Here is a 15193-nt window from a genome sequence, read left to right on the forward strand (position 1 = left end):
CTCCAGATATATCAAGCATGCTGATATATGTCAACGAAGTTGATATCGTGCGGACGTTGGGTCGGGAGGCGGAAAAGTTGGTTCAGCTGAACGGTGTTCGACGATCGATCAGCCGCGAAAGGCGCCCGCCGCCGCGCCACGCGCGGGCCACCCAGTCGGCGTCGTCGTCGGTGACCAGGTTGGCCATCACCCGCACGGCGATGGTCATCAGTGTGGTCGAGCGCATCGCGATGGGGCCGGTCGCGGGCAGGAACCGCTGGAAGGTCAGCAGCAGCGCCAGCCGGCGCGCGACCGAGAATCCGCGGCCGTAGTGGTCGGACAACAGCGACGGCCACACCTTCGACACGTCGTTCGAATCCAGCAGCTCGGCGGCCAGTCGCCCGGTCTCCAGCCCGTAGTCGATGCCCTCGCCGTTGAGCGGGTTCACGCAGGCGGCGGCGTCGCCGATCAGCATCCAGTTCGGCCCGGCCACCCCGGAGACCGCGCCGCCCATCGGCAGCAGCGCCGACGAGACGGCCCGCGGCTCGCCGGTAAAGCCCCACTCGTCGCGGCGCAGGTCGGTGTAGTAAGAGATCAGCGGCCGCAGCGACAGGTCGGCCGGCCGCTTCGATGTCGACAGCGCTCCGACGCCGATATTCACCTCGCCGTTGCCCAACGGGAAGATCCAGCCATAGCCGGGCAGTACCGCGCCGTCGGGGGAGCGGAGCTCGAGATGCGATGTCAGCCAAGGGTCCTCGCTGCGGGGGGTGGCCAGATACCCGCGGGCCGCGACGCCGTACACCGTCTCTTGATGCCAGCGTCGGCCCAGCTTGCGGCCCAGCGTGGAGCGGGCGCCGTCGGCGACGATCAGCCGGCGGCAGCCCACCTCGGTGCCGTCGGCCAATATCAGCGATGTCACTCTCCGTGACGAGTCATGGTGCACGCCAACGGCTTTGGTGCCGAGCAGCATGCGCGCCCCGGACTCCTCGGCGACTTTGCGGATCCGGTCGTCGAGCTCCAGGCGGGTCACCGCGCTGCCGGTCGACGGGAACGACGGGCCCGGCCAGTCCACTTCGACCTCGCCGCCGAAACCGCTCATCCGCAGGCCGCGATGCCGGATGCGGGTGTCCAGCCAGTCACCCAGGCCGAGGCGCTCGCACTCCGCCACCGCGCGCGGGGTCAGGCCGTCGCCGCAGGGCTTGTCGCGCGGAAAGCTGGCCGAGTCCACGACGAGGACGTCGCGGCCGGCGCGAGCGGACCAGGCGGCCGCCGCCGAACCGGCGGGTCCGGCGCCCACGACCACCACGTCGGCTCCGGGGGCCTTTGCGTCCACGCCCACCAGTATGTTGGTCGCGTGAGTACTCCGGCGAATAGGGCTGGTCGGGTGAAGACTCCCGCGACGGTGGTGGCAGGCATTGATTTTGGCGACGCCGAGTTCGCCACGACGGTGCGCGACGGCGTCGCGAAGATCGAGCAGCTCATGGACGTCGAGTTGCGCAGCGCCGACGAGATCATGACCGATTCGCTGACGCATCTGTTCAAGGCCGGTGGCAAGCGGTTCCGGCCGTTGTTCACGGTGCTGTCGGCGCAGATCGGGCCGCACCCGGATGCGCTGGAGGTGACGATCGCCGGCTCGGTCATCGAGCTGGTGCACCTGGCCACGCTGTATCACGACGACGTGATGGACGAGGCCGAGGTGCGCCGCGGTGCCCAGACCGCCAATGTGCGCTGGAGCAACAACGTCGCGATCCTGGCCGGTGACTACCTTTTCGCGACGGCGTCGCGGCTGGTGTCGAGGCTGGGGCCGGACGCGGTGCGGCTGATCGCCGAGACGTTCGCTCAGCTGGTGACCGGGCAGATGCGCGAGACCCGCGGGGTGGCCGACGGGACGGATTCGATCGAGCACTACCTGAAGGTGGTGTACGAGAAGACGGCCTGCCTGATCTCCGCGGCCGGCCAGTTCGGTGCGATGTTCTCCGGGGCCGACGACGATCAGGTCGCCCGGCTGAGCCGGCTCGGCGGCATCGTGGGCACCGCGTTCCAGATCTCCGACGACATCATCGACATCGACAGCGACTCGCACGAGTCGGGCAAGCTGCCCGGGACCGACATCCGCGAGGGCGTGCACACCTTGCCGATGGTCTTCGCGCTGCGACAACCAGGCCCCGACGGCGATCGCCTGCGCGAGCTGCTGGCCGGTCCGGTCGAGGACGACGCCGCGGTGGCCGAGGCGCTGGGGCTGTTGCGGGCGTCGCCGGGCATGGCCCAGGCCAAGGAGTTTCTGGCGCAGTACGCCGCCAAAGCCCATCATGAGCTGGGTCTTTTGCCCGATGTTGCCGGCCGTCGCGCGCTGGAGACGTTGGTTGACTACACCATCAGCCGGCACGGTTAGCGGGTTGCGGAACCCGGACGGTCGTCCCGGGCGTTCAATTGACAACAGTCAAGCAATGAACTCACGTCCTTTGGAGGAGGACAACCGATGACCTGGCATCCGCACGCCAACAAGCTGAAGACCTTCCTGCTGTTGGCCGGTATGTCCGCGATGATCGTGTTTGTGGGCTCGCTGTTCGGTAGGACGGCGATGTTTCTGGCGTTGATGTTCGCCATCGGCATGAACGTCTACACCTACTACAACAGCGACAAACTGGCGTTGCGCGCGATGCACGCGCAGCCGGTTTCCGAACTTCAGGCGCCGGTGATCTATCGGATCGTGCGCGAGCTGGCCACCGCCGCACACCAGCCGATGCCCCGGCTGTACATCAGCGATACCAACGCCCCCAACGCCTTCGCCACCGGACGCAACCCGCGCAATGCCGCGGTCTGTTGCACCACCGGCATTCTCGACATCCTCAACGAGCGCGAGCTGCGCGCGGTGCTGGGCCACGAGCTCTCGCACGTCTACAACCGCGACATCCTGATCTCCTGTGTGGCGGGCGCGATGGCGGGCGTCATCACCGCCCTGGCCAACATGGCCATGTGGGCCGGCCTGTTCGGCGGCAACCGCGACGGCGAGAATCCGTTTGCGCTGCTGCTGGTTTCGCTGCTGGGCCCGATCGCGGCCACGGTGGTCAAGCTGGCCGTGTCACGATCCCGGGAATACCAGGCCGACGAGTCGGGCGCGGTGTTGACCGGCGACCCGCTGGCCTTGGCATCGGCCCTGCGCAAGATTTCCGGCGGGGTACAGGCGGCTCCGCTGCCGCCCGAGCCGCAGCTGGCCAGCCAGGCCCACCTGATGATCGCCAACCCGTTCCGTGCCGGCGAGCGCATCGGCTCGATGTTCTCGACGCACCCGCCGATCGAAGACCGCATCCGCCGGCTGGAAGCTATGGCGCGCGGCTGAGGCTGTCGCTTGCCGCCGGAGCTGTCCGGACCATGCGTGCTCGGGTGCTGCGTGCAAAAGCTCAGCGGCCGTGAATTGCCGAGCGGTTTAGGCCTTTTCGGAATCGACTAGAAGCCGGAGCCGTGCACCTCGTGTCCCGGCACCTCGGCGATCAGGCCGCTGTAGGCCTGCTCGACCGTCGAGCCGTGGTTGATCACGCCGTCGACTTCGCGCGCGATCGGCATGCTCAGCCCGAATTCGTTGGCGAACTCCATGATCACGCTGGCGGCCTTCACGCCCTCGGCGACCTGGTTCATCGACGCGATGATCTCGTCGATCGGCTTGCCCGCGCCGAGCTGTTCACCGACGTGGCGGTTGCGGCTGCGCTGGCTGGTACAGGTGACGATCAGGTCGCCCAGGCCGGCCAGCCCGGGAAAGGTGTCCGGGTCTCCGCCCAGTGCCACGCCCAGCTTGGTCATCTCGCGCAGTGCCCGCGCGATGACGAGTGCGCGGGTGTTCTCGCCGATGCCCAGCGAGTAGCCCATCCCGACGGCAATGGCGTAGACGTTCTTCAGCGCACCGGCCATCTCCACGCCGACGACGTCGTCGCTGGTGTACACGCGGAAGCGCCGGGTGCGGAACAACGCCGCCAGCCGGGTCGCCAGATGCTGGTCGGGCATCGCCAACACGGCCGCGGCGGCATAGCCCTCGCCCACCTCGCGCGCAATGTTCGGCCCGGCCAGGATGCCCGCCGGGTGGCCCGGCAGCACCTCCTCGATGATCTGCGACATCCGCATATTGGTGCCCTGCTCGAGCCCCTTGACCAAGGACACCACGGGAACCCAGGGCCGCAGTTCCTTCCCGAGTTCGGTGAGCACACCGCGGAACCCGTGCGAGGGCACACCCATGATCACGACGTCGGCGCAGTTGGCGGCCTCGGCGAAATCGTTGGTGGCTCGCAACGTCTCGCTGAGGACCACGTCGTTGCCCAGGTAGCGCGTATTGCGATGGTGCTCGTTGATGTCGTTGGCGGTCTCTTCCGAGCGCACCCACTGCAGCGTCGGACCTCGGCGTGCGCAGATGGACGCCACCGTGGTTCCCCAGGAACCACCACCAAGGACAACGACTTTGGGTTCGCGCTTCTCAGCTGACATGGCGTCTAGCGTATTGCCGAAACCTCACATTTAGTAGGAGTTCATGTTGTGGCGCGACGTTCCGGTCTGGCCGCCACCGGCGCCCGGTCGGGCACCCGACCGAACTCCATCGCCTCCTCGATCCGGTCGAACCGGTAATCGAGGGCGTCAGCGAGGTAGTTCTGCCGCACGTTCCACGGCCGCTTGGTGCCCGACTTGGGTAGCTGATGCGCCGAGCGCTTCACGTATCCGGCGTTGATGTCCCACGATGGCTTCTCGCGCATCGGCTGGTCGCCCAGGTGCGGGTAGGCGTGCGTATAGCCGTGAGAAGCCATGTGCGCCATGAGTTTTGCGGTGGCACGCGCCGTGATGTCGGCCCGCAGCGTCCACGACGCGTTGGTGTACCCCACGCACCAGAACAGGTTGGGCACGTCTTCGAGCATGTGGGCTTTGTAGACGAAACGCTCACGGTGGTCGACCTTTTCACCGTCCAGGCTGATCGAGGCCCCGCCCAGCGCCTGCAGCTGCAGGCCGGTGGCGGTGACGATGATGTCGGCGTCGAGGTGCGCACCGGACTTCAGCGCGATACCGGTGGCGTCGAAATGGTCGATCTGATCGGTGACCACGTCGGCGCGGCCCTCGGAGATCGAGTTGTACAAGTCGGCGTCGGGGATCATGCACATCCGCTGGTCCCACGGGTTGTATCGGGGTTTGAAGTGGACGTCGACCTCGTACCCGTCGGGCAGGCTGTCGATCGCCTGGCGCCGCAGCAGTGACTTGATCAAGCCGGGCAACTTACGGGACAAGAAGAAGAACACGGCCTCAGTCAGGGCGGTGTACGTCCGGATGGCCAAATGAGAAGTCTTGCGGGGCAACAGGGCACGAATGACATCGTCGATTTTTCGGTACTTGGACGCCGAGACCAGATACGTCGGCGAGCGCTGCAGCATCGTCACCTTCGCGGCCTGGTCCGCCAGCGAGGGGAGCAGGGTGACCGCGGTGGCGCCGCTGCCGATCACCACGATCTTCTTGCCGGTGTAGTCGAGGTCTTCGGGCCAGTGCTGGGGATGGACGACGGTGCCGCCGAACCGCTCGATGTCGGGGAACTCCGGGGTGTAGCCCTCGTCGTAGTTGTAGTAACCGGAGGCGAAGAACACGAACCGGCTGCGGTAGATCGTGGTGGAGTCGCCTTGGTCGACGGTGATCGTCCAGGTGTCGGTGGACGAATCCCAGTCCGCGGAGCGGACATAGCTGCTGAATTGAATGTGGCGATCGATGCCGTACTTGTGCGCGGTGGCCGCCAGGTACTCGCGGATGTGCTCGCCGTCGGCGACGCCCTCTTTGCGGGTCCAGGGCTCGAAGGGATACGACAGCGTGAAGATGCTGCTGTCCGAGCGCACCCCCGGATATCGGAACAGGTCCCAGGTGCCGCCGATCTGCTCGCGGCGCTCCAGAATCGCGTACGTCATATGCGGGTTGCGCTCGGCGATCCGGTAGGCCGCGCCGATGCCGGAGATCCCGGCACCGATGATGACGACGTCGAAGTAGCCGGCCTTGGCCGGCGGCCGGCCGGTGGCTTCCTGGGGAGTCACGGTCATCGTGAACCTCGCTTGCGGTGTGGGACTCGTCACTAGATTAGGCACCGACCGGTTGGTGGAGCCAGCAGGCCTGACCCGCGCGTGTTACGGGTGTTCCATCAGCACGTCCACGTGCAGCGCAACCTCCCCGCGAACCGCTCGCGAGCGGGAGGTGCCCCGGCTAGGCGCGTCAGCGGTAGTTGACGAACTGCAGCGCCACGTCGAGGTCGGCGCCGCGCAGCAGCGCTTGGACCGCCTGCAAATCATCGCGCTTCTTGCTGCTGACCCGGATCTCGTCGCCCTGGATCTGGGTCTTGACGCCCTTGGGCCCGTCGTCGCGGATCAGCTTGGTGATCTTCTTGGCATTTTCGCTGTCGATGCCCTGCTTGAGGGTGCCGGTGACCTTGAAGGTCTTGCCGGAGGCTTGCGGCTCGCCGGCGTCGAAAGCCTTCATCGAGATGTCGCGGCGGATCAGCTTTTCCTTGAACACGTCGATGGCAGCCTTGATGCGCTCCTCGGTGGAGGAGGTCAGCTCGACGGCCTCGTCGCCCTTCCACGCGATCGTGGTGTCGGTGCCGCGGAAGTCGAAGCGGGTGGCCAACTCCTTGGCGGCCTGGTTAAGCGCGTTGTCGACCTCTTGCCGATCGAACTTGCTGACGATGTCGAACGATGAGTCCGCCATGCGAACGCCCTTCCTCGTTGCTCCTAGCCGTTTGTGAATTGTCTACCCGCTCGTTGTACCCTGCTAGGCGGCAGGTTGCCCGAGCGGCCAATGGGAGCGGACTGTAAATCCGTCGGCTTACGCCTACACTGGTTCGAATCCAGTACCTGCCACCACAGCTCAGAGGCTATTTTCGGTTGCTGGCAACGGGTTTGGTGCCGTCGATTTCGGCGACGATCTTGCCGAGGACTTTTCGTCCGCCCAGCCGGGTGAGCGCGTCGGGGATGTCGTTGAACGACACCCTTTCACCCACGGCGTGCCGGATGGCGCCGGTGCCGACGAGTTCCGAGAGGCCGCGCAGGATCCCCTCCAGATGCGCCCGGCTGTAGCCGGCCGCGAGCACACCGACCAGCGTGGTATTCGTCATGACCATCATGGGCACGTCGGGGGTTGGCCAGGTGCCACTGGCGAAACCGACGGCCAGATGCCGGCCGTCGCGGGCCAGGGCGCCCATGGCCGCGGTGCCCTGCGCGCCGCCGACCGGGTCGAAGATCACGTCGAGACCGGCCCAGTCGGTCGCTTCTCGCAGCGCGTGCGCGAGTGGTGTTCCGTCAGCGGCGGTTTCGCCATTGGCGAGGACGACGTGGTCGGCGCCCAGCGACCGGCAGAATCCGGCCCTCCTCTCGTCGCTGACGACGGCAAGCACCTGCGCGCCCAGCGCCTTGCCGAGTTGAACCGCCGCGATTCCGCTGCCGCCCGCGGCGCCGAGCACCGCCAGGCGTTGTCCCGCCTTGAGTCCGCCGCGATCGACCAGCCCGATCCACGCGGTCATGTTGGGAATCCAGAAGCCGGCCGCGGCGTCGTCGTCCATGGCGGCAGGTGCCGGGAAAACGTTGCCGGCGTGCGCAAGGGCCTCGGTGGCGAAGGATCCATTGCCGCTGACGAAGTCACTGACACCCAGCACGCGGGTGCCGATCGCGATGTCGACGCCGGGTCCGACCGCGGTGACGGTACCGACCAGCTCCTGCCCCGGCGTGAAGGGCAGCGGGGGCGTCAGCGGATAGGTGCCGCGGCACATCAGCACATCGGGCAGTCCGAGCCCGGCCGCCGCGACGCGGATCCTCACTTGCTCGGGGCCCGGGTCCGGCGGATCGCAATCCACCTGGCGTAAGACATCGGTGGGCTCACCCGTTCCGTGAACCTGCCAAGCTTTCACGTTCTCTCCTCAGCACCCGCGGAGGCCGCGGAGCGCCGACCGGGCATCGCGAGTGCGACCGACACGAAGATGATCGACGGCCCGACGATGCACAAGAATATTCCGGCGCCGAAGAAGAAAATCGGGGGCGCGGACTGCAGCCACGGATAGAGGACGGTGAACCCGAGAGCCTCGGCCAGATAGATCGCGACACCCGCCGAGATCACGATTCGCGCCCACTGCGAGGTGACGGGGCTCTGACCGCCACGGGCTATGTTGATGAGCACCCAGAGCACGGTCACAATGCACGCGGCGAAGAAGATCCAGACCACTGCTGCGCCGAAATCCTGTGTGGCGGTGTCTACTTCGGCAAGTTCGCCATGCATCTCGTCGATGAAATTGATCGAATGCCAGGCGAGCAGCGCCAGCGGCCCGATGATGACGAAGAGGGCGGCCAGCGTTACCCGAACGGTGAACCTCGTGTTGTGGCCGGCCCAGTCATGCCGGGCGATTATCCAGGCGAGGCCGGCCAGCAGCAGCGCCGCGCCCACCCCCATCAGCCCCACGCCGGGCATGTACTCGACCCACGCCTTCGCGCAAACCTGTTGAAAATCATGCGAGTTCTGCACCGGTCTGATCGCCGCCACGGCACCGAAAAGGTAGGCATCGAGCCCCAGCACGATGACTCCCAATCCCAAATACACGACCGCGCTTTCGGCGGTCTCGAGATCTTCGCGCCAGACGGTGAGCAGCGTCGTGATCGAGATCAGCATGAAGCCCGCGAGGACGCCCGCGAGTTGGCCGTTGGCCGTGGCGGCATCGAACACACTCCACGGATGCTGTTGGGACACACACTTCTCATCCAGCACGAAGTCCGGGATCATGCCGACGGCCATCCCGCATTGTATGAATGCGCTTCGGCCGCGCGCAGCACATTCGACCGATGCCTCGCGTAAGACTTTCCTCCTGAAGCACCCCGGAAATGAGTCTGGCCTAAAGCTGACGCGAAAGAGCCTCTGCGCCAACGGCTCTCTTGAGTTGATCGACTGCGTCGGCCGTGGTCCAGATGGCGCTGGCGAGGAATCGGAAGTTCACCAAGGCGGCCAGATAGCCGTCGCCCTCGGGCAGGCGCGGGCCGGCGGTGGCGTCCTTGACCACGACCACTTCGAAGCCCTGCTCGATCAGTTCGCGCAGGTGGCCCTCGACGCAGAGATTGGCGGCCATCCCGGCCAGGACGACCTGGTTGATGCCGCGCTTGCGCAACTGCAGCACGAGGTCATTGGACTCGGGCCCGACGATCTTGTGCGGAGACGCGATCACGGTCTGACCGTCGTGAATGTGGTGCTGGTATTCGGGCAGGAAATCCGCTCCGGAGCCCGCGAACCCGTCGGTCGTGTACGCGCCCTGGCGTTCGAACATGCCGACGCCCGCCATGAACTGTTCGAGCGGATCACCGAAGCGCCACTGGCTGTCGGTCGGATAGAAGTGGTGCGGCGATATCGCGACGGTGATGCCCGCCAGCTTCGCGGCGTCGAGCAGTTCGCCGATGTGCGCGACGGTGTTGTTGTCGCGGACGCTGTCGCCGAACACCGACCACGAAACCCCTTGGGGGCTAAGGAAATCGATCTGTGGATCGGTGACGACCAGTGCGGCGTGTCGATGATCGAGCACGAAGTTGGAGCTCGGCAACCCGGGGTTCGGCGGTTCGGCATACATGGTCAGATCTGTCATCGAGGGGTCCTTACGCTGGGGGTACCCGGATAATAGATGACCAGTCGTCTATAAATCAAGCACATCCGGATTGCGGGACGAAATCAGCCCAGCAGCGCCGGCACGGTGATCGTTTCGAATCGTTCATACGGGGCGCGGCTGCGGGTCACCTTCCCGCGCAGGGCCGCGCCCTCCCACGATTCGATGAGCAGGGAGGCGAGTTCGCCCGCATCGAGGTCCGCGCGGATGTCGCCGCCACCCTGGCCGGAGCGCACGCACGCCGTCAGGGCAGTGTCCCAGCGTGCAAGAATGCGGGCCAGTTCGGCGCGTACCGGTTCGCTACCACCGGCAAGCTCGAGCGACAGGTTGCCGACCAGGCAGCCGAGCAGGAACTCACCCGATTCGTGCTCGTCGGCAAGCGCATGGAAGAACCGCGTAATGCGGCGCCGTGCCAATCCACCCCCGTCCAGGAGGGGCAGTAGCCGCGTTTCGATGTCGGACCAGTAATGGTCCAGGATTGCGGCGGCGAATGCCTCTTTGCTCGGAAAGTAGGCGTAGAAAGAGCCTTTCGGAACGCCGGCCGCATCGGTGATGTCCTTGACCCCGCTGGCGGCAAAGCCGCGCGCATGCACGAGTTCGAGTCCCGCCTCCAGCAGGCGGCGGCGCACGTCGGGGTTCGGTGGCCGTGGCATGTCGGCAATATTAGCCGACCGGTCACCTATCTTTGGGCGACCGGATTAGCTGCGCGCACCGGGCCCGGTAACCACCAGACCCGTGCAACCACTGCGGCAGCGCATCCGGTAGATGATCCGTCCGACCGTGTTCCCCCGCGAGGAGTACTGATACCAGACCAGCGCGTCAGCTTGTCCCTGGCACTTGCGGCATTGTTCGGTTTCACGTTTGTACATTGGCGTCCTCCATCCAGCGGAGCGGGGGGAATCGTCCAACGGTGGGCGACTTCAACCGAAGTTACAGCAGCGTCATTGCCGCAATGCTCCACCGCGCCAAGAGTTTTACAACCGTATACGCTAGGCGACACGATCGCAGCTCAATCGCAACATATTTGATACATAGCGCGGCGAAAGGCCGCCGGGGATTTCGGTGTTCGTCTCGTCCTGGACGGCGGGTGGCAAATGCCGAATACTTGACTTCGTGGTTGTGGCCGACGTTCCCGATGGCATCAGCAATTTCTGGAACCTTGTTGTCCCGCAGCGCATTACCGAGGTCGTCGACGTTGGTGCCAATCCGATAGATACCGTGCCGCCGTACACGCCGATGCTTGCCGCGGGACTGTGCAGTGTGACGGGATTCGAGCCGCAGGCCGATGCGCTGCGCACGCTGCACGACCGTGAGGGTCAGCACGAACGCTATCTGCCGTACGCCGTAGGCGATGGAAATACCCACACGCTCAACGTCTGTCGCGGATCCGGGATGACGAGCCTGCTGGAACTGGACCCGGCGGCGCTGGACGTGTTCGAGTACCTCAAGCTGCCGGGGCAGGTGGTCGAACGCGTACCCGTGCGAGCACACAAGCTCGATGACATTTCCGAGATTGAGCACATCGACTTTCTGAAGATCGACGTCCAAGGTGGCGAACTGGCGGTATTTAGAAGCGGGACAGCCAAACTCGCCGAGGCGGTCGCGATCCAAACCGAGATCCCGTTTGTGACGCTGTATAAGGATCAGCCGACGCTCGGCGATATCGACTCCGAGCTCCGCGGCCAGGGGTTCATCCCGCACGGCTTCCCCGAAATCAAGCTCTGGCCGATTTCGCCGTGCGTGGATCCGCGCCAGCCCATCAACCAGCTGCTGGAGGCCGACATCGTCTACGTGCGTGACTTCATCCACGCCGAGCGGATGAGCCACGAGCAACTCAAGCACCTGGCGCTGATCGCGCACTATTGCTATCGGTCGTTCGATCTGGCGCTGCGCTGTGTGCTGCTGCTGGAGCACCGGAAAGCGGTGCCGGCCGGGACCCGGCAACGCTATCTGGATCTATTGGCGGCCGGTTGATTCCGCTCAGGCCGGATGCAGGCTGACGGCGATGCCGGAATAGCGGACCATGCCGGTCACCACGTCGATGTCGTCCTTGTTGGTCAGGCGATTGACGTTGGCCTGGTGGTGCCCGTGCGGGATCGACACCGCTCCGGGCCGCATCGCCTCGTCGACCTTCGCGATGCCGGTCAGCTCTCCGCTGGCGCTGCGCACCGTCACCCGCCCCCCGCTGACGACGCCCGCGGCCGCGCCGTCCTCGGGGCTGATCAGGATCTCCGGTCCCTCGCCGAGAAAGTCCAACTGCCCGTTCAGTTTTCGGCGCTGACGGCGTGGCACCATCACCAGTGGTGGGGGCGGTTGCAGAGCGGCGAGCTGCTCGACGAGAAGCGGCGGGGCCAGCCGCCAGCCACCCATCCGCCCGATGTGGTCGTCGACCCAGGCCGCCGGCAGCTCACGCGGCACCTCCGCCCAGCCGGTGGCCGCCACTTCGTCGTACTTGGCCCGGGCCCCGGCCAGCAGGACGGAGAGCACGTCGTCGTCGGTGCTGCTGTCCGGGTCTCCGAGACTGCCGAGGTCGTAGCCGAGCCGCTTGCCGAGTTCGGCGAAGACCCACCACATCGAGCGCCGCTCACCGACCGGGTCGACGACCGCGGAACTGTATTGCACCGACACGTGCGAGCTCAGGATGTCGTGAATGGTGATGTCGGGGCGTTCCAGGGGATCCTTGGTCGGCAGTACGTGGGTGGCCAGCTCGGTGGTCTCGTTGTTGATGATCTCGGTGGTGGCGAAGACCTCGAGGTTTTGCAGCGCGGGGATCAGCTTGCCGGTTTCGGGAAACGAGGTGACCAGGCTGCCGCCGACGTTGATCAGCGCGCGGATGTGGCCGGCGGCGATCTCGTCGGGCAGCACCGCGCACGGCCATTCGTTGATGAACGCCTGCGCCTCCGGGCGGCTGCGCGGGCCGGGCCCGAAGCTTCCCTCGATCGGGGTGATCGGCAGGAACTCGCCGAAAGTTTCCATCTGGTAGGCGAATCCGGGATGGAACCAGGTGCCGCCGGGCCGGTTCATCGCGCCGGTCAGAATCATCAGCACCCACGCCAGCCACTGGGTGACGTTGCCCCGCTCGGCCGTCATCGTGACGCCGGTGCCGGTTTCGACCGCGACGCACTTGGCAACCCGCACCGCCGCGCATAGCCGGGTCAGCTCCGTCGCCGGGACGTCGGCGAGCGCCGCGGTGTACTCGAGGGTGAACGGCTCAACCGCGGCGGTCAGCTCGTCGACACCCTGAACCGGCACATCGGTTTTCCGGCCGTCGTGCAGGATTTCGCGCACCAGGTAGCCCAGCACAGCGTGATCGGTACTGGGCCGCGCCGCCAGATGGCCGGTGGCCAGCCGCGCGGTTTCGGTGCGGCGCGGATCGATCACCCACACCTGCCCGCGCTTGGCGATGTCGCGCACCGTGCCGGTCGGGTTGGGCATCGAGATCGCATGGCCATGGGAGACCACCGGATTGACGCCGACGAGCAGCAGAAAATCGCAACCGTCCAAATCGGTGCGGCCGGACAGCCCCATGAATCCGCCGACCAGATCGGAGACCAGAGGCTTGGCGGTGCCGTCGATGGTCAGCGGGCTGAACTTCGCCGGTGTGCCGATCGCGGCGTGTAAGGCCTCGGCCATCCGGAAGCCGGCGCTTTCCATGGTGCTGAAGTAGAAGCCGACCGATTCCGGGCCGTGCCGGTCGATGATGTCCTTCAGCCGGGTGCCCAGATCGTCGAGACAGATGTCCCAGGTGGTGTCTTGCAGCCGGCCGTCGATCCGGATCAGCGGCCGTTCCAGCCGGTCCGGATGATGGTGCAACTGCGGCAGTGCCCGGCCCTTCGGGCAGCAGTAACCGTGGGAAAACGGGTGGTCCTGGTCGCCGCGAACGCGGAGCACTTCGTCACCCTCGACGTCGACCAGAATGCCGCATACCGACGTGCAGATGCGGCAAAAACTGCGCACGGTTTTCATATGTCGATAACGTACTCTCGCGCTCGGAGAAGCACTATCACCTTTTTGATAATGGCGTTTCCCTGGTACCTGCGGGCAGGCGCCGGTTGGTGTGCGTTCATGGCTTTGACTGTGCGTCAGCGCTGACCTCGGTCGGCGTGTCGCCGCCCTGGGCGCACACGCAACGCCAGGGGCGCACACGCGACGCCAGGGGCGCACACGCGACGCCAGGGGCGCACACGCAACGGCGCCCGAACGCACACTTCCGGCCGGAGAGCTAGAACCAGGGGCCCGGATAGTGGCCGTCCTGGTCTTGCACCATGACGATTTCCTTGCACTCGCCGCCGGCGGTGGTCTCACCGCGACAGACCAGCGTCCAACCCGATAGCCGTTCGAAGGGCCGGATGGACCAATTCGTCGCGACCGGATCGGGGGCCGGCAGCGCGAGCACCGAGTATGTTCCGCCGATGTTCGTGATGTAGAGGTGGTCGCCGAAGAATGCCATTTTGGCGATCGGCATATTCTTGGCGTCGTCACGATTCTTCAGCAGGTCCCAGTGCTGGGTGCGCAGGTTCCACACTCCGAAGCCGAACTGCGAGTCGGCCGAGTCCCGGCCGTCGACGAAGAGCTTTCCGTCCGACAACGTCGCGGCCAACCCGCCGCCGGAGATCCGGTCGGAGTCGCCGACCTTGATGACGGACTTGGAATTCAGGTCGAAGAACATGGTCGACACGACGGCGGGGGAGTCGCGCCGGGTGATCTTCACCAATTTGTCTGGCCCGTCGGACAATTCGGCGTCGACGGTCACTACCTCGTTGTCCTGGTAGATCGCCTCGCCCGACGGGCGGCGCAGCTCCGCGCCAGAGGTCTTGCCGGGCTGCGTGTTTCGCTGAAACGACAGGACATCCGGCCAGACTCGACCGGGTTGCGGGTCGTTCCACGCCATCGACAGGTCAGCGCCGGAGAGAATGACGGTTTGCGGCGGTGCCGCGCTCGCATGGCCGTCGGTGAAGGCGTTGAGCCACGCGGCGCCCGATGTCGTTGCACCAAGCCGCCATCGCGTCGGCTCGGTCAATCTCAGGTCGGGAGTCGGCGGCTGCAGTTCCTTCGTCGCCGTCGACTTGCCCGTCTTGAAGTCGAACGCGTAGGCGGTGGTCTTGGTGGGCGCTTGCCCGGGTTTGACGGTCGTGACGACGTAGACGACTTTCATGTCGTCGGGCGTGCCCGACAGCGCGCACATGGCTCCGGTGACGTTCTCCCCGGCGGGAATCGTCGGCGGTGACGGCGCTACGTACTGTCCTGATTTCGGATCGAATATTTTGGGGCGAATGTCGTCCAGCGCGGTCTTGCTGACGGCGAATTCCTCGGGACAACCGAAATAGGCCGTCCCGCCGTAGCTTTTCCAGTCCTTCTCCAGCGGGCCGGTGATCGGCGGCGGTGGCGGAGCCGAACTGGTGGTGGTCGTGGACGTTGAAGTCGTGGTCGTCGGGGTTGCGGCGGGCGGCGCTGCCGTTTCCGAGCAGGAGGCAACGAGCAGGCAGATCGCCGGCCCGAGCAGGGCAAGCCGGTGTCCGGGCACGTTTAAGCCCGTGAACCCGCGCATCAACAAACCCCCGTTAACTTCGTGTAACCCAC

At 65.9% G+C, this 15193-nt stretch carries 13 protein-coding genes and 1 tRNA gene; 4 read left to right on the forward strand and 10 right to left on the reverse strand.

Going from position 1 to position 15193, the window contains the following annotated elements:
- Positions 1–82: 82 nt before the first annotated feature.
- Positions 83–1312: a menaquinone reductase gene (gene menJ / locus BN973_RS06135; protein ID WP_036466608.1), complete on the reverse strand. Its 1230-nt coding sequence runs from the start codon at positions 1310–1312 to the stop codon at positions 83–85.
- A 51-nt stretch (positions 1313–1363) separates the two neighbouring features.
- Here menJ and grcC1 point away from each other — a divergent pair, with 51 nt between their 5' ends.
- Both grcC1 and htpX read left to right on the forward strand, forming a co-directional pair.
- The gene (gene grcC1, locus BN973_RS06140; protein WP_036466610.1) at positions 1364–2371 is read left to right on the forward strand and encodes a nonaprenyl/(2E,6E)-farnesyl/geranylgeranyl diphosphat synthase; all 1008 of its coding nucleotides are present in this window, start codon (positions 1364–1366) and stop codon (positions 2369–2371) included.
- Between the two features lie 87 nt (positions 2372–2458).
- On the forward strand, positions 2459–3319 hold the full coding sequence (gene htpX, locus BN973_RS06145) for a zinc metalloprotease HtpX (RefSeq protein WP_036466611.1): 861 nt from the start codon (positions 2459–2461) through the stop codon (positions 3317–3319).
- 107 nt (positions 3320–3426) lie between these two features.
- Here the strand turns inward: htpX and BN973_RS06150 are convergent, their stop codons facing one another.
- The 3 genes from BN973_RS06150 to BN973_RS06160 form a co-directional block, all read right to left on the reverse strand.
- Positions 3427–4452 carry an NAD(P)H-dependent glycerol-3-phosphate dehydrogenase gene (locus BN973_RS06150; protein WP_036466612.1) on the reverse strand — a complete coding sequence of 342 codons (1026 nt, stop codon included), beginning with the start codon at positions 4450–4452 and terminating at the stop codon, positions 3427–3429.
- Positions 4453–4493: 41 nt separating this feature from the next.
- Positions 4494–6029 (reverse strand): flavin-containing monooxygenase, encoded by a 1536-nt coding sequence (locus BN973_RS06155; protein ID WP_036466613.1) that lies wholly within the window; start codon positions 6027–6029, stop codon positions 4494–4496.
- A 169-nt stretch (positions 6030–6198) separates the two neighbouring features.
- Complete coding sequence (locus BN973_RS06160) at positions 6199–6690, reverse strand: YajQ family cyclic di-GMP-binding protein (protein WP_036466614.1); 492 nt, start codon at positions 6688–6690, stop codon at positions 6199–6201.
- A 69-nt stretch (positions 6691–6759) separates the two neighbouring features.
- Here BN973_RS06160 and BN973_RS06165 point away from each other — a divergent pair.
- Positions 6760–6845: transfer RNA gene (locus tag BN973_RS06165), tRNA-Tyr, on the forward strand.
- Between the two features lie 11 nt (positions 6846–6856).
- Here the strand turns inward: BN973_RS06165 and BN973_RS06170 are convergent.
- The 4 genes from BN973_RS06170 to BN973_RS06185 all read right to left on the reverse strand — a co-directional run bounded on the left by BN973_RS06170 (position 6857) and on the right by BN973_RS06185 (position 10266).
- Positions 6857–7885 carry a zinc-binding dehydrogenase gene (locus BN973_RS06170; protein WP_036466615.1) on the reverse strand — a complete coding sequence of 343 codons (1029 nt, stop codon included), beginning with the start codon at positions 7883–7885 and terminating at the stop codon, positions 6857–6859.
- On the reverse strand, positions 7882–8760 hold the full coding sequence (locus BN973_RS06175) for a hypothetical protein (protein ID WP_036466616.1): 879 nt from the start codon (positions 8758–8760) through the stop codon (positions 7882–7884). The genes BN973_RS06170 and BN973_RS06175 overlap by 4 nt, the downstream gene beginning before the upstream one ends.
- A gap of 97 nt (positions 8761–8857) precedes the next feature.
- The gene (locus BN973_RS06180) at positions 8858–9595 is read right to left on the reverse strand and encodes a cysteine hydrolase family protein (RefSeq protein ID WP_036466617.1); all 738 of its coding nucleotides are present in this window, start codon (positions 9593–9595) and stop codon (positions 8858–8860) included.
- A gap of 83 nt (positions 9596–9678) precedes the next feature.
- Positions 9679–10266, reverse strand: coding sequence for a TetR/AcrR family transcriptional regulator (locus BN973_RS06185; protein WP_036466618.1), 588 nt, complete (start codon positions 10264–10266; stop codon positions 9679–9681).
- Between the two features lie 460 nt (positions 10267–10726).
- On the opposite strand from BN973_RS06185, the gene BN973_RS06190 reads away from it, so the two are divergent.
- Complete coding sequence (locus BN973_RS06190) at positions 10727–11587, forward strand: FkbM family methyltransferase (protein WP_232232030.1); 861 nt, start codon at positions 10727–10729, stop codon at positions 11585–11587.
- Between the two features lie 6 nt (positions 11588–11593).
- On the opposite strand, the gene BN973_RS06195 is transcribed toward BN973_RS06190, so the two are convergent.
- Entirely contained in the window at positions 11594–13579 is a 1986-nt protein-coding gene (locus tag BN973_RS06195; protein ID WP_036466619.1) for a molybdopterin-containing oxidoreductase family protein, read from the reverse strand.
- A 256-nt stretch (positions 13580–13835) separates the two neighbouring features.
- On the reverse strand, positions 13836–15161 hold the full coding sequence (locus tag BN973_RS06200) for a hypothetical protein (RefSeq protein ID WP_232232031.1): 1326 nt from the start codon (positions 15159–15161) through the stop codon (positions 13836–13838).
- Between the last annotated feature and the right edge of the window lie 32 nt (positions 15162–15193).

Origin of the sequence: Mycobacterium triplex (assembly GCF_000689255.1) — a bacterium.
Classification (GTDB): domain Bacteria; phylum Actinomycetota; class Actinomycetes; order Mycobacteriales; family Mycobacteriaceae; genus Mycobacterium; species Mycobacterium triplex.